This is a genomic window from Streptomyces sp. NBC_00224, from assembly GCF_041435195.1.
Classification (GTDB): domain Bacteria; phylum Actinomycetota; class Actinomycetes; order Streptomycetales; family Streptomycetaceae; genus Streptomyces.
This window is the reverse complement of sequence record NZ_CP108106.1, coordinates 8,019,224-8,039,470: the sequence shown is the minus strand read 5'-3', so window position 1 is coordinate 8,039,470 and position 20,247 is coordinate 8,019,224. Positions and strand designations below refer to the sequence as shown.

General features: G+C 71.4%; 20 protein-coding genes. 14 read left to right on the top strand and 6 right to left on the bottom strand.

The genetic code is table 11. From position 1 onward, the window contains the following. The first annotated feature begins 13 nt into the window (after window positions 1-13). From OG965_RS35930 to OG965_RS35895, 8 genes are all read left to right on the top strand, one after another. Window positions 14-304, top strand: a complete 291-nt coding sequence (locus OG965_RS35930; RefSeq protein WP_266986571.1) for an acyl carrier protein — start codon at window positions 14-16, stop codon at window positions 302-304. After that, complete coding sequence (locus OG965_RS35925; RefSeq protein ID WP_371656252.1) at window positions 301-1,344, top strand: hypothetical protein; 1,044 nt, start codon at window positions 301-303, stop codon at window positions 1,342-1,344. The genes OG965_RS35930 and OG965_RS35925 overlap by 4 nt, the downstream gene beginning before the upstream one ends. Then, window positions 1,341-2,081 (top strand): 3-oxoacyl-ACP reductase FabG, encoded by a 741-nt coding sequence (fabG, locus tag OG965_RS35920; RefSeq protein WP_371656251.1) that lies wholly within the window; start codon window positions 1,341-1,343, stop codon window positions 2,079-2,081. Before OG965_RS35925 ends, fabG begins: the two co-directional genes overlap by 4 nt. Before the next feature lie 25 nt (window positions 2,082-2,106). Continuing rightward, window positions 2,107-3,402 (top strand): glycosyltransferase, encoded by a 1,296-nt coding sequence (locus OG965_RS35915; RefSeq protein ID WP_371656250.1) that lies wholly within the window; start codon window positions 2,107-2,109, stop codon window positions 3,400-3,402. Further along, the gene (locus OG965_RS35910; protein ID WP_371656249.1) at window positions 3,399-4,391 is read left to right on the top strand and encodes a Gfo/Idh/MocA family oxidoreductase; all 993 of its coding nucleotides are present in this window, start codon (window positions 3,399-3,401) and stop codon (window positions 4,389-4,391) included. The genes OG965_RS35915 and OG965_RS35910 overlap by 4 nt, the downstream gene beginning before the upstream one ends. An 89-nt stretch (window positions 4,392-4,480) precedes the next feature. Then, window positions 4,481-5,572, top strand: a complete 1,092-nt coding sequence (locus OG965_RS35905) for an inositol-3-phosphate synthase (protein WP_371656248.1) — start codon at window positions 4,481-4,483, stop codon at window positions 5,570-5,572. 60 nt (window positions 5,573-5,632) lie between these two features. Further along, window positions 5,633-6,883 carry an MFS transporter gene (locus OG965_RS35900; protein ID WP_371656247.1) on the top strand — a complete coding sequence of 417 codons (1,251 nt, stop codon included), beginning with the start codon at window positions 5,633-5,635 and terminating at the stop codon, window positions 6,881-6,883. A gap of 4 nt (window positions 6,884-6,887) precedes the next feature. Next, entirely contained in the window at window positions 6,888-8,009 is a 1,122-nt protein-coding gene (locus tag OG965_RS35895) for a hypothetical protein (RefSeq protein ID WP_371656246.1), read from the top strand. 60 nt (window positions 8,010-8,069) lie between these two features. Here OG965_RS35895 and OG965_RS35890 read toward each other — a convergent pair whose 3' ends face one another. Next, window positions 8,070-8,621: an AAA family ATPase gene (locus tag OG965_RS35890; protein WP_371656245.1), complete on the bottom strand. Its 552-nt coding sequence runs from the start codon at window positions 8,619-8,621 to the stop codon at window positions 8,070-8,072. Between the two features lie 127 nt (window positions 8,622-8,748). Here OG965_RS35890 and OG965_RS35885 point away from each other — a divergent pair, with 127 nt between their 5' ends. Together OG965_RS35885 and OG965_RS35880 are read left to right on the top strand one after the other, a co-directional pair. Continuing rightward, a complete protein-coding gene (locus OG965_RS35885; RefSeq protein ID WP_371656244.1) occupies window positions 8,749-10,089 on the top strand; it encodes an acyltransferase domain-containing protein in 1,341 nt (446 codons plus the stop codon). 8 nt (window positions 10,090-10,097) lie between these two features. Continuing rightward, a complete protein-coding gene (locus OG965_RS35880) occupies window positions 10,098-11,075 on the top strand; it encodes a GDP-L-fucose synthase family protein (RefSeq protein WP_371656243.1) in 978 nt (325 codons plus the stop codon). A 21-nt stretch (window positions 11,076-11,096) separates the two neighbouring features. Here the strand turns inward: OG965_RS35880 and OG965_RS35875 are convergent, their stop codons facing one another. Continuing rightward, window positions 11,097-11,960, bottom strand: a complete 864-nt coding sequence (locus tag OG965_RS35875) for a MaoC/PaaZ C-terminal domain-containing protein (RefSeq protein WP_371656242.1) — start codon at window positions 11,958-11,960, stop codon at window positions 11,097-11,099. A 94-nt stretch (window positions 11,961-12,054) separates the two neighbouring features. Here OG965_RS35875 and OG965_RS35870 point away from each other — a divergent pair, with 94 nt between their 5' ends. Next, a complete protein-coding gene (locus OG965_RS35870; RefSeq protein ID WP_371656241.1) occupies window positions 12,055-12,711 on the top strand; it encodes an HAD family hydrolase in 657 nt (218 codons plus the stop codon). Between the two features lie 38 nt (window positions 12,712-12,749). Here the strand turns inward: OG965_RS35870 and OG965_RS35865 are convergent, their stop codons facing one another. After that, window positions 12,750-13,565, bottom strand: a complete 816-nt coding sequence (locus tag OG965_RS35865; RefSeq protein ID WP_371656240.1) for a mycofactocin-coupled SDR family oxidoreductase — start codon at window positions 13,563-13,565, stop codon at window positions 12,750-12,752. Window positions 13,566-13,976: 411 nt separating this feature from the next. Here OG965_RS35865 and OG965_RS35860 point away from each other — a divergent pair, with 411 nt between their 5' ends. Both OG965_RS35860 and OG965_RS35855 read left to right on the top strand, forming a co-directional pair. Further along, on the top strand, window positions 13,977-15,209 hold the full coding sequence (locus OG965_RS35860) for a 3-deoxy-7-phosphoheptulonate synthase (RefSeq protein WP_371656239.1): 1,233 nt from the start codon (window positions 13,977-13,979) through the stop codon (window positions 15,207-15,209). 129 nt (window positions 15,210-15,338) lie between these two features. Further along, a complete protein-coding gene (locus tag OG965_RS35855) occupies window positions 15,339-16,877 on the top strand; it encodes a carboxylesterase/lipase family protein (protein WP_371656238.1) in 1,539 nt (512 codons plus the stop codon). A gap of 28 nt (window positions 16,878-16,905) precedes the next feature. Here the strand turns inward: OG965_RS35855 and OG965_RS35850 are convergent, their stop codons facing one another. Further along, entirely contained in the window at window positions 16,906-17,691 is a 786-nt protein-coding gene (locus tag OG965_RS35850; RefSeq protein WP_371656237.1) for an MIP/aquaporin family protein, read from the bottom strand. Between the two features lie 381 nt (window positions 17,692-18,072). On the opposite strand from OG965_RS35850, the gene OG965_RS35845 reads away from it, so the two are divergent. Further along, complete coding sequence (locus OG965_RS35845) at window positions 18,073-18,879, top strand: polysaccharide lyase family 7 protein (RefSeq protein WP_371656236.1); 807 nt, start codon at window positions 18,073-18,075, stop codon at window positions 18,877-18,879. Window positions 18,880-18,930: 51 nt separating this feature from the next. On the opposite strand, the gene OG965_RS35840 is transcribed toward OG965_RS35845, so the two are convergent. Further along, window positions 18,931-19,290: a zinc ribbon domain-containing protein YjdM gene (locus OG965_RS35840; RefSeq protein ID WP_371656235.1), complete on the bottom strand. Its 360-nt coding sequence runs from the start codon at window positions 19,288-19,290 to the stop codon at window positions 18,931-18,933. 75 nt (window positions 19,291-19,365) lie between these two features. Then, complete coding sequence (locus OG965_RS35835; RefSeq protein WP_371656234.1) at window positions 19,366-20,220, bottom strand: HNH endonuclease family protein; 855 nt, start codon at window positions 20,218-20,220, stop codon at window positions 19,366-19,368. Window positions 20,221-20,247 lie beyond the last annotated feature (27 nt).

Here is a 20,247-nt window from a genome sequence, read left to right as displayed (position 1 = left end):
GGAAGAGAAGGACATGACCAACGGTGCCGACGCACAGCCGATCGACCGCGAGCACGTCATGGAGCTCATCACGACCGTACTCGCGGAACGCCCCCATCTGCCCGACCAGCTCAGCGAGACCACCACGCTCGACGAGATCGGGATGGACTCGCTCGACCTGATCGTGGTCCTCTCCCGCTTCGAGGAGAAGTGGGGTGTGCCCTACAGCGGCGAGGAGACCGACGGCACGGCCTTCGACAACCTGGGGCACCTGGCCGACACCCTGGTCGCCCGCGCGCGGACCGCCGGGCGAGAGCTGCGGTGACCGCCACGATGACCCCGCGGTTCGATCAGCTGGGGGCGCTGGGGTGGCAGGACCGCGCGCTGGACGGGCTCAACTGCGTACTGCGCTGCGTCGAATCCGTCCTGCACTTCCGGGGCCTCGACCCGCTCGCGGTCGCCCGCGCGCTCAACGGCCCCCTCGACCCGGTCGGCCGCGACCTGGCGAAGGACTTCGACGGCTGCCGGGTGGACTACCGCACCGAGTTCGACGACGGCGGCCGCAACGTGCCGTTCGTCCTGGAGCGCCTCGGCGCGGGCGAGCCGGTGATGGTGCTGCCGGACCGCTTCCACCTTCCCGGCGACGTGTACGAGGGCCGCTTCCACTTCCACGACCACGCGGTCCTCGCGGTGGACTGGTCGTCGCGGGACAGCGTCATGACCGTCCTGGACACCGACGCCGACCCGGCCGACGGCTTTCGCCGGCGCTGGAGGCTGACGCCCGCGCTCAAAGCCCTGTTCACCTGGGTGGGCACGGTCACCGTCACCGACGCGCCGGATCACCGGGACCCGCGGGAGTACTTCGCCGAGCGGCTGCACCGAGACACCGCACTGCTCTCGGTGGGCGCGGACGCCCTCGGCACCCTCCTCGACGAACTCACCGGGACCGGCCTGGGCGCGGTGAGTGCCAGAGCCCTGCACGTCCTGGTCCTCGGCGACATCCAGCCCCAGCTCTTCATCTACGCCAACGCGCTCGCCGTGGCCCCCGCCCCCGGCGAACCGCTCGCCCTGCCCCCGGAGTTGGCCGCCGTACGGACGGCCGCGCTCGACGCCCGGGTCCACGCCAAGCGCCTCGGGATCGCGCTGATCGCGGCGCACGAGAAGCCGGACCCGCTCGCGGTGTATCCGCGCGTCCTGGAGCTGGGCCGCCCGCTGCGCACCGCGCTCGACCGGCTGCGCGAGGCCCTGGTCGCCGCGGGCGGCCGGGAGGGACCGGCCGACCCCGGCGCGTCCGCCCGGCTGCGCGCCCGGTTCGCGCAGATCGAGAGCACCTGCTTCCCCGTACGCGAGGAAGCGGCGCCATGAGCGCGCAGGTGGCCCTGGTGACCGGCGGGTCCGGCCCCCTGGGCCGGGCGATCGCCCACTCCCTGGCCCTGGCGGGATACGCCGTGGGCGTGCACGCGCACCGCAACGAGGAAGCCGCGGTGGCCGTGGTCGACGATCTGCGCGCGGCGGGCGCGGAGGCACTCGCCGTGACCGCCGACCTGTCCCGCCCGCACAGCGGCGAGCACGTGGTCGGGCGGGTCGTGGAGGAGTTCGGCCGGCTCGACGCGCTGGTGGTCAACGCCGGGGTCCACCGCGACCGGTTGGTCCTGAACGTGGCCGAGGACGAGTGGGACGACCAGATCGCGGTCAATCTGAGCGGCGCGTTCCGCTGCCTCCAGGCCGGGGTGAGGGCCATGACGCGGCACGGGGGCGGGCGGATCGTCCTCGTCTCGTCGGTGGCGGGACTGCGTGGTCAGCCCGGCCAGGCGGCGTACGCGGCAAGCAAGTCCGGCCTGCACGGACTGGCCTGGACGACCGCGAGGGAGTACGGCCGGTACGGGATCACCTGCAACTGCGTGGCCCCCGGGCTGATCGCCGACACACCCGCCTACCACGGCCTGTCCGCCAAGGCGCGGGACGGCGTGCTCGACCGCACACCGCTCGGCCGGGCGGGCCGCGTCGACGAGATCGCCTCGGTGGTGGGCTTCCTGTGCTCTCCCCCGGCGTCCTACGTGTCCGGGCAAGTGATCGCGGTGGACGGCGGGTTGACGGTATGAGGACGACCGACGAGCAGGAGGACATGTGACCGAGCGAGTGTTGTTCTTCCCCTGGGGCTGGGGAGGCGGCGCGGCCTACACCGGCCGCTGTCTCGCCCTGGCCTCGGCACTGGCCTGGGCGGGCGACGAGGTGGCGTTCGCGGACTGCGGCATCAACGCCATGGTGCGCGAGGCCGGGTTCCCGGTCCTGGAATCCGAGCCCGAGGCGCCGCGGCCGCCCGACCGGCACCCCATGCCGCCGTATCTGCCCTTCGCGGACGTGGAGCGGGTGTTCGCGGTCGCCGCGACCTACCACCGCGTCGAGCGCGTCCAGCGCCGGATCGCCGCCGACGCCCGCCTGATCGAGGCGTACCGGCCGACGCTCGTCGTCATCGACATGTGCCCGACCGCGGCCCTCGCCGCACGGGCCGCGGGCATTCCCGTGGTCTCCCTCGCCGACGCGGACTTCATCACCCCCCGGGCGAACGGGTGGATGCCGTGGTCCACGGTCGCGCCGCGCGATCTGCTGCCGCACCCGTCGAGCCTGCCGGTGTGGGACCGGGTCTCGCGCGAGCTGGGCCTCGGCCCGGTGGCCCGCGCCGAGCACCTGCTGTGGGGCGAGGTCACCCTGGTGTCCAGCCTGTCCGCCCTGGAACCGGTCGACGGATCCCCGCACCGGGGCGCGCTGCACTTCGTCGGGCCGATGTACTGGAACCCGGCGGTGGCCTCCGACGGCCCCGCTCCCCCGCGCACCGACCGGCCGAGGGTGTACGTCACCATCGGCAGCGGCGGCACGGTGGGCCGCCAGGCGCTGCAGAACGTACTGGACGCCTGCGCGGACCAGCCGTGGAGTGTGTACGTGTCCAGCGGCTTCGCCTTCGAGGGCGGCCTCGCGGTGCCCGACAACGTCGTGGTGGCGGGCTTCACCGGCCTGGACACCCCGCTGGAGTGGGCGGACGTGGTGGTCGACCACGGCGGCTCGGCCACGGTGCTGGCCACCCTGCTGCACGGCAAACCGCAGGTCGTGATGCCGTTCATGTCCGAACAGGAGATGAACGGACGGCAGTTGGTGGAGGACACCGGATCCGGCGTACTCCTGCGGACCAGTGAGACCACCCCGTACGGCCGCCTCACCTTCAGCGACCGCTACTCCGGCCCGTCCGACCAGCCGTGCGTCCGCGCCGACGACGTCCGCAAGGGCATCGCCGAGGTGCTCGGCGACCCCGCGTTCACCCAACGGGCCGCGCACTGGGGTGCCCGGCTGCGGGAGTGCCGTGAGACGACGGACCTGGTCGCGCTGGCCCACTCCGCCCTCTCGCCGGTGACGGAGGCGAGCCGGTGAGCGCCGGGATGGTCGTGGGCGTCGTGGGCTGCGGTCAGATCGGCGCGATGTACGCCGACCACCTCGACGCGCTGGGCTCGTACCGGGTGGTCTGCGTGGACGCGGACCGCGCCCGCGCCGAGAAGCTGGCGCAGGACGCGCCTTCGCGGAGCGTCGCGGACTCGGTCGAGGAGCTGGTGTCCGGCGGCTGTGACGCGGCGCTGGTGACGTCCGCCACCACGAGCCACCCGGAGCTGGTGGGCGCGCTGATCGACGCCGGTATACCGACCCTGTGCGAGAAACCCCTCACCATCGACCTCGCCCGCACGGAGGCGCTGGGCACGCGGGCCGAGCAGCGCGGTGTGCCGCTGTGGGTGGGCTTCCAGCGCCACTTCGACCCGGGCTTCGCCGATCTGCGGGCCCGTACGGCGGGCGGGGAGCTGGGGCGTGTGCAGTTGCTCCGGCTGGTCTCGCACGATGTGTCCATGCCGCCCGTCGCGCGGCTGCGCGAGAGCGGTTCGATCTTCACCGACCTCATGCTCCACGACTTCGACATGGTGCGGTGGCTCACCGGGCGCCGGATCGTCCAGGTCGTCGCGGACGGCTCGGCGCTGTCCGGCCCGGACCTCGCCGACATCGGTGACTTCGACACGGTCACGGCGACGGTCCGCCTCGACGACGGCACGCTGGCCGCGCTCTCGGCCGGCCGGTGGCAGCCGGTTGGCTACGACGTACGGGCCGAAGTCCTGGGCGAGAAGGGCAACTTGCAGGCCGGTCTGACCCGGGCGGAGACACCCGGCACGGGCAGCGTGGAGACCTCGCGGTTCCGGGGGTACTGGGACCGGTTCTCCACCGCCTACCGCGAACAGGTACGGGCGTTCCTGACCATGGCCGCGGGCGGCGCCGCCACCCCGGCGGCGGGCGGCTGGCGCGACTCGCACGAAGCGCTGCGCTGCGCCCTGGCGGCCGAACGGTCGGCCAGGACGGGTTCGGTGCCGGTGACGCTCTGAACACGGCTGCGGCCGGTGGACCCGGCCCAAGCCAACAACCCCCATGGAAACCTTGATCCTTGATACGGCGACTCTGCGAAGGGAACACCATGAGCAAGATCCGCGTGGCCATCGCCGGCATCGGCAACTGCGCCGCCTCGCTCGTCCAGGGAGTGCACTACTACGCCGACGCGGACCCCGCACTCCGCGTCCCCGGCCTGATGCACGTCGAGTTCGGCGGCTACCACGTACGCGACCTGGAGTTCGTCGCCGCGTTCGACGTGGACGCCAAGAAGGTCGGCCAGGACCTCTCCTCCGCCATCTCCCAGTCCGAGAACAACACCATCCACATCTGCGACGTCCCGCCCACCGGCGTCACGGTGCGGCGGGGGCCCACCCTGGACGGGCTCGGCCACTACTACCGCGAGACCATCACGGAGTCCGCCGAGGACCCTGCCGACGTCGTCGCCGTACTCCGCGCCACCGAGGCCGACGTCCTCATCTCCTATCTGCCCGTCGGCAGCGAGGAGGCGGACCGGTTCTACGCCCAGTGCGCCCTCGACGCGGGTGTGGCCTTCATCAACGCGCTCCCCGTGTTCATCGCCTCCGATCCGCAGTGGGCGGCGAAGTTCACCGAGGCGGGGGTGCCGATCATCGGTGACGACATCAAGTCGCAGGTCGGCGCCACCATCACACACCGGGTGCTGGCCCGCCTCTTCGAGGACCGCGGCGTCCACCTCAAACGCACCATGCAGCTCAACGTCGGTGGCAACATGGACTTCCGCAACATGCTCGAACGCAAGCGGCTGGTCTCGAAGAAGACGTCGAAGACCCAGGCGGTGACCTCCCAGATCGACCACACCCTGGGCAAGGACGACGTGCACATCGGGCCGTCGGACCACGTGCCGTGGCTCGACGACCGCAAGTGGGCGTACGTACGCCTGGAGGGACGCGCCTTCGGTGACGTACCGCTGTCCCTGGAGTACAAGCTCGAAGTGTGGGACTCGCCGAACTCGGCGGGCGTCATCATCGACGCCGTGCGCGCGGCGAAGATCGCGCTGGACCGGGGGATCGGCGGGCCGCTGCTGGCGCCGTCGTCGTACTTCATGAAGTCACCGCCCCGGCAGTACCGCGACTCGGAGGCCTTCGACGCGGTCGAGGCGTTCATCGCCGCGTCCCCTGACGAACAAGCACATCCGTGACCCACCGTGGGTTCCCGCAGCGGGACCCCACGCGGACCGAGGAAGAAGAGGGCACCAGTCATGTCCGGTCCCGCCACCCTGGCGACCGAGTCCGTGCGCGAGCGGGACTTCCGTCTGCTGTGGATCGGCAGCGGCATCAGCCAGCTGTGCGGGATGTCGACAGTGGTCGCCTTCCCGCTGCTCGCCGCCCAGACCCTCGGGGCGTCGGTCGGCGAGGTCGGTCTGATCACGGCGGCCGGATACCTGCCCTGGCTGATCCTCACCCTGCCCGCCGGGGTGTACAGCGGGCGACTGCCCCCGAGAACCATGCTGCTCCTGGCCGACCTCGGCCGCGCGCTGATCGTCACCATGGTGCCGATCCTCGCCGCGACCGGGCACCTGGCCCTGTGGCACCTGTACATGTCCAACGTGCTGGTCAGTTGCGCGACGGTGTTCTACGAGATCGTGTATCTGTCCATGCCCCCGCGGATGCTGCCGAAGGACAAACTCGTCTACGGCAACATCCGCCTCCAGATCGCCCGCGCCGTCTCGCTCGCCTTCGGGCCGACACTGGCGGGCTTCACGGTGCAGTTGCTCGGCCCCGAGCACGCTCCGCTGCTCAACTCGGCGGGCTTCGCCGCCTCCGTGACGTGCAACCTCCTCATGCGCTCCCACATCGAGGCCACCTCGTCGGCGTCCGGCGCGAAGGGTATGTGGGCCGAACTGTCGGAGGCCGTACGGTTCGTCACCCGGCGGCCGGTCATCCTGGCCTCGATCGCGGGCTCGGCCGTCGGGAACTGCTGCTTCGCCGCGTACGAGGCCCTCGTCGTCATCTTCCTGGCCGACGACGTCGGGGTGGCCCCGGGCACCCTGGGCATGCTGCTCGGGTCGGTGGGTATCGGCGGTCTGATCGGGGCGTTCAGCGCGGGCCGCGTCAGCCGCCGCCTCGGCACCGCGCGCGCCGTGTGGATCCCCGCCGCCGTCCTCGCACCGGCGGGACTGCTCCTGCCGATGACCCGGCCGGGCTCGGGGCTGCTCCTCTTCTTCAGCGGCGCGCTGCTCTTCCACGCCGGGTTCTCCGTGTTCACGGTCGGCCAGGCCACCCTCGTACAACTGCTCACACCGCCCGATCTGCTGCAACGGACCGTCGCCTGCGTCCGGTTCATCAGCCGGGGCATGCTCTTCTTCGGCGGCCTCGTCGGCGGCGGCCTGGGCACCCTCTTCGGCCCACGGGCCGCGCTGGCCATCGTGATGTTCCTCTGGCTCAGTGCCCCGCTCATCACCGCGTCCTCTCGCTTACGGTTCTGGCGGGACATTCCTACTGTGGAGTGACCACATGTCTGAGACGATCGACATCGTCATCACAACCATCAATTCCGGGTCGTTCCTGGAGCACTACGCCGACACCCTCGCCGAATCCGGCGCCCGGCTCGTCGTCATACCCGACAGGAAAACCCCCAGGGCCTTCTACGAAGCCTGCGAGAAGGCCCGCGGCCGCGGCGCCACCATCGTCTCCCCCGATGTGGAGGAGCAGGACCGGCTGCTGGCCAAGCTCGGTGTGCCCGACCTGATCCCGTACGACTCCGACAACCGCCGCAACATCGGCTATCTGCTGTCCTATCTCAACGGCAGCGCGATGGCGGTCTCCATGGACGACGACAACCTGCCGATCGACAGCCCCTTCTTCGACGAACACCGGGTGGTGCTGCAAGGCCCGGTACCGCACCGCGTGGTGTCGGCCGGCAACGGTTGGTTCAACGCCTGCGACCTGCTCGAAGTGAGCCCCTGCCGGGTCTTCCCGCGCGGGTTCCCGTACGGCCCCCGGGAGAGCCCGACCGAGGTCACCAGCACCGAAGAGGTGGCCGATGTGCGCGTCAACGCGGGGTTGTGGCTGGACGACCCCGACGTGGACGCGGTGACCCGGCTCGCGGTCCGGCCCAGGGTGACCGCCTACAACGGCCAACCCGCCGTACTGGCCAGGGACACCTGGTGCCCGGTCAACTCCCAGAACACCGCCGTGCACCACGACGCCCTGCCCGCCTACTACTTCCTGCGGATGGGCCAGCCCATCGGCGGGGCCGCGGTCGAGCGGTTCGGTGACATCTTCAGCGGCTACTTCGTCGCCGCGTGCGCCAAACACCTCGGACATGCGGTCCGGTTCGGCGGCCCCCTGGTCAACCACGAGCGCAACGAACACGACCTGCTCAACGACCTCGCCATCGAGCTGCCCGCGATCCGCTTCATGGACGAACTCCTCGGCTGGCTGCGGGAGTTCCCACTCCAGGGCAGCGACTACCGCGAGGCGTACGAGTCCCTCAGCCACGGCCTGGAGGACTTCGCCGAACAGGCGCGGGGCGGGGCCTGGTCGCAGGAGGCGCGGGCGTTCCTGCACCGCAGCGCCTACCTCATGCGCACCTGGCTGAGCGCGGTGCGCCGCATCGACGGCCATGACGGCTGAGAAACAGGAGTCCGGCGCGGGGATCCTCCGGGATCGCCCGCGCCGGACTCCGTCAGCTGCTCAGCCCTTCGCCAGAATGGCGTCGACCGTCTCCTCCAGGGTCAGGTCGGAGCTGTCGAACCACGTTCCCTCACCTGCGAGTTCGCTGCGCAGCGCGTCGTCCAGGAACGACCAGTCGTCGGCCAGCACCTTGTCCCGCTCGGCGACCCGCCGGGAGACGACGTCCGCCGCCGGTGCCAGCACGATCAGCCGCAGCGGCAGGTCCTTCAACTGCTCCAGATAGAACTCCAGATGGGCGCGCCGGACCACCACGTCGTCGATGACCGCGACGACACCCCCGGCGTGGAAACTGCGCGCAAGGACCGACGCGTTGCGGGCCCGCAGCAGCAGTTGGCGATCCGCCTCCAGGTCCTCCTCCGGCGAGGGCAGATGCCCGCCCGCGACGATGAGGTCCTGGAGGTGGTCGCCCTCGATGTGCGCACCGAGGGGGAACCGACGGGCCAGGCCCGCCGACACCGAGCTCTTCCCCGATCCTGGAATGCCGATGACGAGAAATACGTCGGAGGCGGGTTCGGTGTCAACGATCTGGCCCTGGAAGGAGGTTTCCGGCATGCTTCCTCTACTCCTTTATCGCGTTATCGGCCAACGGCCCGTTCAACGGCCCGATATTGCCAGCGCAGCGATCGTAGCAAGTACCGACGATCTGTCCGATCCCCTTTTCCGGAACCAGGGAGTTCCCATGCCCCTCACCAATGCGGTGCCGCCTCCCCCGCCGTGGTTGCTGATGTTTTCCGCCGCCGACCGGGCCGCGCTGACGGATACGGCTCGAACGGCCGCCGAATTACTGGCCGATGGCGCCCGGCCCGAGGCGGTGCTGCCCGCGCGACTCCTTTCGAGCGAACACGACATCGAGCGCCTGGCGGTCGCGGCCGCCGATCCGGCGGGCCTGGTCGAGGGGTTGTCCTTCTTCGCCGACGGACTGGCCAGCCCGCGCTGGGTGTCGGGGCGGGCCGACGGCGCCGCCACCCGGGTCGCCTGGTGTTTCGGCGGCCACGGCAGCCAGTGGCCGGGCATGGGGCGCGCCCTGCTGAGCTGGGCGCCCGAGGCGGCGAGGGTACTGACCGAACTCGACGCGCTGCTGCCGGGCGGAGTGATCGAACCGCTGATGAACGCGGCCGACGGGGAGCTCGGCCCGCCGGACACGACACAGCCGCTGATCTTCGCCGTCCAGGTCGCCACCGCCCACTGGCTGTGGTCCCTCGGCCTGCGGCCGGAGGCGGTCGTCGGGCACAGCCTCGGCGAGGTCGCCGCCGCCCATGTCGCGGGCGCCCTCACCCTCGAAGAGGCGGCGCGGGTCGTGGCCGTACGCTCCGGCCTGCTCGCGAAGGCCGCGGGCGGCGGGGCGATGGCGACGGTCAACCTCGACCGGCACACCGTTGCGCGCCGGTGCGAGCAGATCCCGGGGACGGTGGTCGTCGCCGCCCACAGCGCACCGAGGCAGACGGTGGTCACCGGCGAGAGCGAGGCCACCCGGGCACTGGTGAGCGCGCTGGAGGCCGAGGGGGTGCGGTGCCGGGTGATCCGTATCAACGCGGCGTCGCACAGCCCGTTCGTCGACAGCGTGCTGCCCCAACTGCGCGCCGAGCTGGCCGATCTCGCCCCCGCGACGCCCCGCATCCCATGGATCTCGACGGTCGACGCCGACCCGGACCCGGTCGGGCTCGCCACCGCGGACTACTGGGCGCGCAACCTGCGCCGCCCGGTCCGCTTCACCCAGGCCGTGTCGACGCTGGCCCGCCGGGGCATCCGGGCTTACGTGGAGATCGGGCCGCACCCGGTCCTGATCCCGCCGATCCGCGAGACGCTACGGGCCGAGGGGGTCGACGATCCGCTGGTGATCGCCTCCGGCCGGCGGGCGACCCCCGAGCCGGTCTCGCTGCTGCGCCTGCTGGGGGCGCTGCACTGCCGGGGCCTGGATATCCCGGCGCTCGACGACCACGTGCTCGCCGGCGTCATCCCCGCCACCGACCGCATCCCGCCCACCGACCGAGCCGACCGAGCCCGAGCCGATCGAGGATGAGAAGGCCCATGCCCGCAGTCTCCCCCGCCCTTGACCCGTCGGCGACCGTGCTCGTAGCGGGCTCGTCCGGGCTCGTCGGCTCCGCCGTCGTGCGCCGCCTCCGAGCCGAGGGCTTCACCTCCGTTGTCGGAATCCGCTCCTCGGACGTGGACCTCACCGACGCCCGGGCGACGCTCGACCACGTCACCTCGCTCCGGCCCGCCGTGGTGATCGACGCGGCCGCGCGGGTCGGCGGCATCGCCGCCAACGACGCCGAACCCGTGGAGTTCCTCCACGACAACCTCCGGATCCAGACCAACCTGTTCGCGGCGGCACACGCGGCGGACGTGGACCGGCTGCTGTTCCTCGGCTCCTCCTGCATCTACCCGAAGCACAGCCCCCAGCCGATCCCGGAGTCCGCGCTGCTCACCGGCCCGTTGGAGGAGACCAACGACGCCTACGCGATAGCGAAGATCGCGGGCGTGATCGCGGTGAAGTCGTACCGCAGGCAGTACGGCCGCCGATGGATCTCCGCCATGCCGACCAATGTCTACGGCCCCGGCGACAACTTCCACCCGACCCGGTCGCACGTCCTGCCCGCGCTGATCCGGCGCTTCCACGAGGCGGTCCGCTCCGGCGCCGAGGAGGTCGTCGTCTGGGGCAGCGGTACACCACGGCGGGAGTTCGTCCACGTCGACGACCTGGCGGCGGCGTGCCTGCACCTGCTGGCGCACTACGACGACCCGTCACCGGTCAACATCGGTGTCGGCGAGGACCTCACGATCGCGGACCTCGTCGCTCTCGTGGCCGGGGCGACCGGCTTCACCGGCCGGATCACCTGGGACGCGAGCAGGCCCGACGGCACACCGCGCAAGCTGCTCGACGTCTCCCGGCTGCTCGCCACGGGCTGGAAGCCACGAATCGGGCTGGCGGAGGGTGTACGGAGCACGGTTCGCTGGTACGCCGACACCCTGGCCGACCCGGGTGGGTCTCCCGATGGCCGCTGACCCGCGGGGGTGCCGCCCGGCTCAGCCCGCCGCCGGGCCGGTGCCGCGCCGGACGAAACTGCCGCGGCCCAGGACGGCCCTGCCCTGGGAGCGGACCTCGAAGAGCGCCGACTCGCCGCGCTCCCATATCCGTACGGAGAGCTCCTGGCCCGGAAACACGGGTGCGGTGAAGCACGCCGACATCGTCCCGAACCGGGCCGGGTCACCCCCGCAGAGCGCGTGCAGCAGCGCCCGGCCCGCGAAGCCGAACGTGCAGAGCCCGTGCAGCAGCGGCCGTCGGAAGCCGAGACGCGCGGCGATCGCGGGGTCGGAGTGCAGCGGGTTCGGGTCACCGCTGAGCCGGTACAGAAGCGCCTGGTTGGGCGCGGTGCGGTAGTCCACGGTGTGGTCGGGCTCCCCCTCCGGGCGCTCCCACGGCTCGTCCTCGCCCCGCTCACCGCCGAAGCCGCCTTCGCGCCTGATGGTCAGTCCGGTGCGGATGTCGGCGAGCGGCCGGCCGGTGGCGGGGTCCACGCAGGAGGATTCGATGACCGCGAGCGCACTGCTCCCCCGGTCCCTCAGCGCGGCCAGCCGCGAGGTCGTGGCCGCCGTGCCCTCGACGGGGAGCGGGCCGTACAGCGTCAGGGACTGCTGGGTGTGCAGCAGCTGCGACACGTCGAAGTCCCCGAGGGCGGGCTCGGTGCGCCGGGAGACGAGGGTCGCCGCGAAGGTCGGGAGCACCGAGGGCATGACTCCCCCGGAATTCTCCGTGGTGAACTCCAGCTCGCGGGCCGGGTCATCGCCGCCCGCGCCCACTCCGAGCGCATAGAGGGAGGTGTCCGAGAATGTCCACTGCCGGGTTCCGGAATCCCAGGTCCGCCCGACGAGATCGCGATAGAGCGCCATCGCTCCGCTCCTTTCCACCACTTCGGAAATAGCCGCCACCACACATGGCCGAAAATTACGCATGGCCCGAAACTATCGAGACGGGATTGAGAAAATGATTCGAGCACTCCTGGTGGACGCAGGTGGAGTTCTGTTCAACAACATCAATGAGGAGACCTCTTTCGTGCCGGACGTCGCACGCCGCTATGGCGTCGACGAGAGCCGCCTGCTGGGTGCCGTACTGTCGTCGGCCCATGCGTACGAGAGCGGCGCCTGCCATGCGCACGAGGTGCTGCGCGGGCTCCTGGAGGAAGCGGGCAGCCCCTTCGCGGACGCCTCCGACGGGGAGTGGTTCGACGGACAGTGGGTGGACCGCCTGTACGCCACCCACGTCCGCTGCTACAGCTCCAACGTCGTGGAACTGGCCGAGGTGGCCCGCGCCCGTCCGGAGCTCACCCTGGTCCTGGCCAACAACGAGGCCGAGCACTGGGACCACCTCAAGGACCAACGCCACGGCCACTACCGGCTGTTCGACCACCTCTGCTCCTCATGGCGAGTCGGCCAGGTCAAACCCTCTGCCGAGTACTTCGCCGAAACACTGGAGCGCTGCGGGGTCGATCCGCGCGAGGCGCTGATGATCGACGACCGGACGACCGTCATCACGGTCGCGCGAGACCTGGGTATGCGCACTCTGCACGTCAGCAGCCCCGAGGTGCTGCGCAACCATCTGCGGGAGACCGTCGAGAACCTGGTGCCGTCAGCGAGGGGCTGAGAGGCTGAGTAGCTGAGGGGCTGAGCAACCTCCGCCGCTCAGAACTCACTGACCCCGGCGTCGACGGCCATGGCGTGCGCGGTGACATGGCGGGAGGCGTCGGACACCAGGAACAGCACGGCATTGGCCACGTCCTCGACCGAAATACCCTCCACCGGCTGCATGTTGACCAGCATGCCGCGCAGCCGCGGATCGGCCATGCTCGCCTTGGCGACCTGGGTGAGCATGGCACGGCTGCCCATCGCGGTGTCGACGCCGGTCGGGTGCACGCTGTTCACCCGGATCCCGAACCGCGCGAGCTCGGCGGCGAAGGCCTTCGCCATGCCGCGCACCGCGAACTTGCTGGTCGTGTACGGAATCATGAACGGCTGCACCTTCAGCCCAGCCGAGGAGCTCATCAGCACGATAGAGCCGCCGCCCGCCGTCACGAGGTGGGGCGCGGTCGCCATCACGGTGTTCCACGTACCGGTGACGTTGACGTCCATGGTGTCGCGAAAGATCTCTTCGGTGACCTCGTCCCAGGCCCGGGGTATGCAGATGCCCGCGTTGGCCACGACGGCGTCCAGGCGCCCCAGTTTCTCCACGGCCCCGTCGACGGCGTCCCGCAGGCCGGCGAGGTCACGGACGTCCGCCACCAGGGGCACGACCCGCTGCCCGGACTCCTCCGCCAGGGCGACGGTCGTGTCGAGGTCGGTCGTTTCCGACGAGGCGTAGGCGACGCCCGGCAGCGTCGCGCACAGGTCGACGGCGATCACGTCGGCGCCCTCGCCCGCCATCCGCACCACGTGCTCACGGCCCTGCCCACGGGCCGCGCCGGTCACCAGAACAACCTTGCCCCGCATCAGTCCACTCACGTACAAGTCCTTTCCCGACAGGCTTCACCAGGGTTCACAACGGGTCCGATCTGCCCCACGCTAGCGAAGCGGACGACATTGTTCACCGTGTCCAGGTGTGCCAACTCGGCCTGGTCATACGGCGTTTGTTGTGCGAGGCGGAGGCGATAAGATCGGAAACGACACCCCACCACTGTTCCGCGCCCGCGCCACGCCGCGCACTCACATCTCGCATCTCGCATCTCGCCCGAATCCGTAATGACGCCATCGGCCCGCACCCAGTCGTGCGGAGCCGTACGAGGGGGATCGTTGAACGGACAAGCGCCTGCGGCTCCTCGGCTCGGCCCCGCACGGCCGTCGCCGCACCGACCACTTCCTGACGAGCCGCTACCGGACCAGCCTTTTCCCGACCAGCCCTCCCCTGACGGGCCGTTGCCGGACCGCCTCCGCGCCGCCGTGGACCGCGCGCTCGCCCGCCCCGCGGCCCAGCAGCCGCAGTGGCCCGACCCCGAGGCCGTACGCGAGGTGCGAGCCGTCCTTGAGACCGTGGCACCGGTCGTGAGCGCCGAGGAGGTCGACCGGCTGCGGACTCGGCTGGCCTCGGTGGCGGGCGGCGCGCCGTTCCTGCTCCAGGGCGGCGACTGCGCGGAAACCTTTACCGGGACCACCGAGCACTCGATCGCGGGCACCGTCGACACCCTGTACCGGATGGCATCGGTACTCACCTCCGGGGCCGGGCTGCCGGTGGTGACCGTCGGCAGGCTCGCCGGCCAGTACGCCAAACCCCGCTCCTCACCCGTGGACGCACTGGGCCTCCCGACCTACCGGGGCGACATCGTCAACGGCCGCGAGGCGACCGCCGAGGCCCGCGCCCCCGACCCGCACCGCATGCTCCGCGCATACGTCAACGCGGCGGCCGCGATGGCAGCGGTACGCGCGCTGCACGCCACCGGGGCGGTCGGACCGGTGGACGAGGGCGGGTTCTTCACCAGCCACGAGGCCCTGCTGCTCGACTACGAGCGGTCGATGCTACGGGTGGCGGACGGCCACGACCGGGGCGGGCATCAGCCGTACGACCTGTCGTCGCACTTCCTCTGGATCGGCGAACGCACCCGGCAACTGGACGGCGCGCACATCGCGTTCGCCGAGCTCCTGGCCAACCCGATCGGCGTCAAGATCGGCCCGACGACCACCCCGGAGCAGGCCGTCGAGTACGTCGAACGCCTCGACCCGTACGACGAGCCCGGCCGACTGACCCTGATCAGCCGGATGGGCAGCGCGGAGGTGCGGCGCGTGCTGCCGCCGATCGTGGAGAAGGTCACCGCGTCCGGTCACGCGGTCGTCTGGCAGTGCGACCCTATGCACGGCAACACGGTGCAGTCCCGCAGCGGATACAAGACCCGCCACTTCGACCGCGTCCTCGACGAGGTGCGCGGCTTCGTAGAGGTGCACCGCGCTCTGGGCACCCACCCCGGCGGCCTGCACGTGGAACTCACGGGCGCCGACGTGACGGAGTGCCTCGGCGGCCCCCAGCACATCTCCACCACAGACCTCCCCCACCACTACACCACCGCCTGCGACCCCCGCCTGAACCGCACCCAGGCCCTCGAACTGGCGTCCTTGGCGGCGGACATTCTGGTCTCCGCGCGGGCCGACCAGCCTTGACGGCCAGGGCTCGCCGAGCCATCCGTTATATCGGTGGCGCGCCCCCTCACACAGCGGCATCATCCGAAGCGTCCGGGCCGACGCGAATCCCTGCGATCGCGCTCCGCCTGCCCCAAAGAGGGAGCCGTGATGAGCGTTGCCGCGTCCGAGCCGTCCGAGTCCGCGCCCGAGGTCCGCACGGCGGCCGGGGCGCTGCGTGGCAGCCGGGAGGCGGGAGTTGCGGTCTTTCGGGGGATTCCGTATGCCGAGCCGCCGGTCGGCGCGCTGCGGTTCGCCGCGCCGCGGCCGGTGCGGGGATGGGACGGGGTGCGCACGGCCGTGGCGTACGGGCCGCCGCCCCCGCAGGGCGGCCACTTCGGCATGGACGCGCTGGCGCGGGACACGGTGGGCAACGACTGGCTGACCGTCAACGTCTGGTCGCCCGAGCCTGGCCCCGGCGCGGGGCTGCCGGTGATGGTGTGGATCCAGGGCGGCGCGTATGTGATCGGCATGTCCGGGCTTCCCGAGTACGACGGCGGCCGCCTCGCGCGCGAGGGCGGGGTCGTCGTGGTGACGTTCAACTACCGTGTGGGACTCGAGGGGTTCGGGCAGTTCGAGGGCGCGCCCGCCAACCGGGGCCTGCTCGACCAAGTGGCCGCCCTGGGGTGGGTGCGTGACAACATCCGGGCCTTCGGCGGCGACCCTGACCGCGTCACGGTCTTCGGCCAGTCGGCGGGCGGCGGATCGGTCGCCGCGCTGCTGGCGATGGACCGCGCGGCCGGGCTCTTCGGGCGGGCCGTCGCGCAGAGCGTGCAGGGCACGTTCTTCTCGCCGGAGCTCGCCGCCGACATCGCCACGGCGTGCGCCGCCGAGCTGGGGCTGAGGCCCACGGCGGCCGACCTGTCCGCGGTGGACCCGGTCCGGCTGTCCGCCGCCGGGGACGCGGTCGGCGCCAAGATGATCCAGTGGGCGGACCGCTGGGGCCCGGCCGCCCACAAGTCGATCCCGTTCGCACCGGTCGTCGGCGGTGACACCCTGCCGGTCACCCCGTGGCAGGCCCTGGCCGACGGCGCCGGCCGGGACATCGGACTCCTCGTCGGCCACACCCGCGACGAACAACGGCTGCTCACCGCGCTCGACGGTCTGCTCGGCCAGGTGACACAGGAGCAGGCCGCTGCCGCGCTGGACGTCTTCGCCCCCGGCGAGGACGGCGCACGCCGATACCTCGACGGTTTCCCGGCCGCTACCCCGGACGAACTGTACGAACTGGTCCAGTCCGACTGCCTGTTCCGCATGCCCAGTCTCCACCTCGCCCGGGCCCAGATCGCCGCCGGCGGCCGTGCCCACGTCTACGAGCTGACTTGGCCTGCCCCGGGCATGGGCGGCGCCCTCGGCGCGTGCCACGGCCTCGACGTGCCGCTCGTCTTCGGCAACCTGGACCGTGGCCAACCCGCCATGCTCATCGGCGAAGGCCCGCCACCGGAGGCGGAGGAACTGTCCTCCCGTATGCGCGCCGCCTGGACGGCGTTCGCCGCCCACGGCGACCCCGGCTGGCCCGCGTACGACGCCGAGCAGCGCCTCGTGCAGCTCTTCGACACCCGGCCATCCGTCGCCGCGTACCCGGAGGAAACCTCTCGCCGGATCTGGCAGGACCACGCCATGCCCGTACTGCCACTGAACGGACGGTAGCGTCGGCCACAGTCCGAATCCGAGCCCGTCAACTGCGCCTGTACGCAGCTGACTTCGTGCGCTTCGACACGAACCAGTAGTGCACGAGGGCTCCCAGCGCGGCGCCGAGCAGCGGCGCCGTCAGGTAGGCCCACAACGCGGTGGTGGTGCCGGAGAGGGCCGCCGGGCCCAGCTGGCGGGCCGGGTTGGCCGCCCCGCCGCTCACCGGGCCGAGCAGCGCGATGATCAGGCCGACCACCAGCCCCACTGCATAGGGCATCGGCCGGGCAAGGCCGGGGTGGGCGACGAAGAAGCCGATGAGCAGGGCCACCGCCGCGAAGCTCGCCGCCTCCAGGGCGAACACCGCCACGGAGGACCGGCCGGGAGCCGGGCGGGCCAGTCCGTCGCTGAGAGCCGCCGACTGCAGCACCGGCCCCCACACCAACCGGGCCAGCGCCGTTCCAGCCAGCCCTCCGAGCAACTGCCCCACGGCATACGGAACCACGGCCCGCCCCGGGAACGCTCGCATCAGCCACAGGGTCACACTGACGGCCGGATTGAGGTGCGCGCCCGACCCGCGACCCGGCGGGCTCAGGATCAGCCCCACCAGCAGGACCGCGACCAGCGCCCCCACCACACCCAGCGCGAGATGCAGATCGGCGATGAAGACGGGCGAGGCCGGATCGAGCAGCCAGCGCACCATCGTCACCACGAGAAACATCATGACGGCGGTCAGCGCGCACTCCACGGCCGCGCCCCGCCATGGCGCGCTCCCCGGGACAAGCCCCGGCGGGCCCGCCGCGACCTCACCCGCCCGCACTCCCCCGTAGGACACCGATCCCCCCTCGCACCGGCCAACCGCCCCGCTACCCGCCGGACGGTCACGAACAGCCGCAGGGTAGAACCCCCGCCCCACCGGAAAGCACCGAAGCACCCAACCGGCCGCGAAAAGACCGGAAACACCATCTTGCGCCGGGGTACGCGGGCTGCCTTGTCCTGGCAGTGAACGGCGAGCTGCCCGGCGATCGGCTGTTCCGTGAGCGGAACAGCCGCTGTTTCCAGCCATTGACGCGGCCACGCCAGAGCTCTACGGTTCTCCGAGTTCACGTCAGAACTCAAGGTTCATGCACATGAACATCACGCAGTCGCGGCCAAACCCCGCGACCAAGAGCACTGCCCCGAGCCTCGACCCCCACCGACTCGACGGGAAGCACCCATGCGCATCCGCACGCTGCTCATATACGTGACCACCGCGACCGCCGCAGGCGGCCTGCCCTTCGTCACCCCCACCGCGTCGGCCACCCCGCCCGCACCGGCCACGGCAGGGATCCTCGCCGGCCCGTCGGTCGCGCCGGGCGGCAACTTCGACCTCTCCGTGTGGGAGCTCCAGGAACCGGTGGGCTCCCCCGGCTCGCCGACCACGATCCCGTCGTCCCGGCTCAAGGGGGCCAACGGCTTCCAGGACGCGTACTTCTACACGGACGCGCGCGACGGCGCGATGACGTTCTGGGCGCCGGAGAAGGGCGTCACCACGCCCAACTCCCACTACGCCCGCTCCGAGCTGCGCGAGATGAACCGCGACGGCAGCCCCGCGAACTGGTCACTCAGCGGCACCCACCGGCTGAACGCGACCCTGCGCGTGGTGTCCGTGACGTCCAACGTCTGCGTCGGGCAGATCCACCTCGGCACGGGCGGCCCGTCCACCAAGCCGCTGCTGGAGCTGTACTACCGGTCGAGCGGCGACATCGTCCTCGGCACGGAGAACTCCCCCTCCGGCGGCCAGACCCCGCACACGGTGGGTCACGTGCCGGTCGGCAAGACGTGGAGCTACACGATCGGTGTCTCGGGCGGCCACACGATCGACCTGACGGTCAACGGCACGACGACCCACTACCCGATCCCGTCGTCCTTCAACGGCTACAAGCAGTACTTCAAGGCCGGGTCGTACAACCAGTCGTCCTCCGACAGCACCACCAAGGGCGCCCGCGTCGGCTTCTACAAGCTCACGGTCTCCCATGGCTGAGCGCGGGGCACTGCGCGGCCGGGCACTGCGCGGGAGACCTTTCCCGCCCGGTCAGGCCTTCTTGACCACACTCGACTTGAGCTGCATGGAGCCGAAGCCCTCGACCTTGCAGTCGATGTCGTGGCCGTCGACGCCGTCGACGAGGCGGATGTTGCGCACCTTGGTGCCCGCCTTGATGCCGGCCGGACTGCCCTTGACCTTCAGGGTCTTGATCACGGTCACCGTGTCGCCGTCGGCGAGCACATTGCCGACGGCGTCCCGGATCACCCCGTCACCGCCGGTCTCGCCCTCCGCGGAGACGGTTCCCGCGGGCGACCACTCGTGCCCGCACTCCGGGCAGACCAGCAGCGCGCCCATCTCGTAGGTGTACGCGCCGGAGCACTCGGGGCAGGGGGGCAGGTTCTCGTTCACCCCAGAAGTGTATTCGCGCCACGGGACGGGTTGCGCGCCCGGCGGAGCCCCCCTCGCCTGCCCGGCGCCAGGGGGCTACTCCCGGCAGCCACCCAGCACCTTCTCCAGGCTGCCCCGCTCCCCCGCCGTGACGCGCAGCCCGTAGTAGTCCTTCACACCGATCCAGGCACGGCTGTACGTGCACTCGTAGCCCTTGGGCAGCCACTTGTCCGGGCCCTTGTCGCCCTTGTCGCGGTTGCTCCACGTGGAGACCGCGATGAGCTGCGGCGAGCCGCTGAGGTCGTTGGCGAAGGCGCGGCGCTTGTACTCGGGCCAGTCCCGGGCGCCCGAGCCCCACGCGGCTCTGAGCGGCACGATGTGGTCGATGTCGACGCGCAGGGGGTTGGTGACCGTCAGGTCGTCGTACGCGCTGCGCCAGCGGCCGCCCACCACCTTGCAACCGTCCTTCAAGGTCGCGGGGATGTCGGAAAGGGCCTTCAGGGCGAGTTCGCGCGTGGAGCACTTCTCGGCGCCGTGCAGGACCCAGCAGCTCTTGCCGCCGAACGCGGTCCGCTGGAATCCCTTGCTGTCGAAGGTCCCGACGTCCAGCTCGGCGAGCATGCGCTTGGCGTCGTCCAGGTCGGGGAGGTTCCTGGGCCACTTCACCACGGCGGGAGGAAGACCGGTGGGGAGCGGGGCGGGGACGAACGCGGCGGTGCCGGGTTCGTGCACCGCCCCCTGGCCCGAGTCGGTCGACGGCAGCCGGTCCTCCTCCGGGCCTTCGCAGTCGAGCTCGTCGAAGTTGAGCGCCGCGCTCCGCGGCTGGTCGGCCTCCGGCCGCGAGGGCAGCGACGGCGGGGACGCGGCCTGGGCGGCCACGGGGAGCAACGCTGCCGGAAGCGCCGCGACGAGCAGGGCGGAGGTGAGGACCGGTCGCCTGTACGAGCGCATGGGGATCTCCTTCGGTGGCATGGCGTC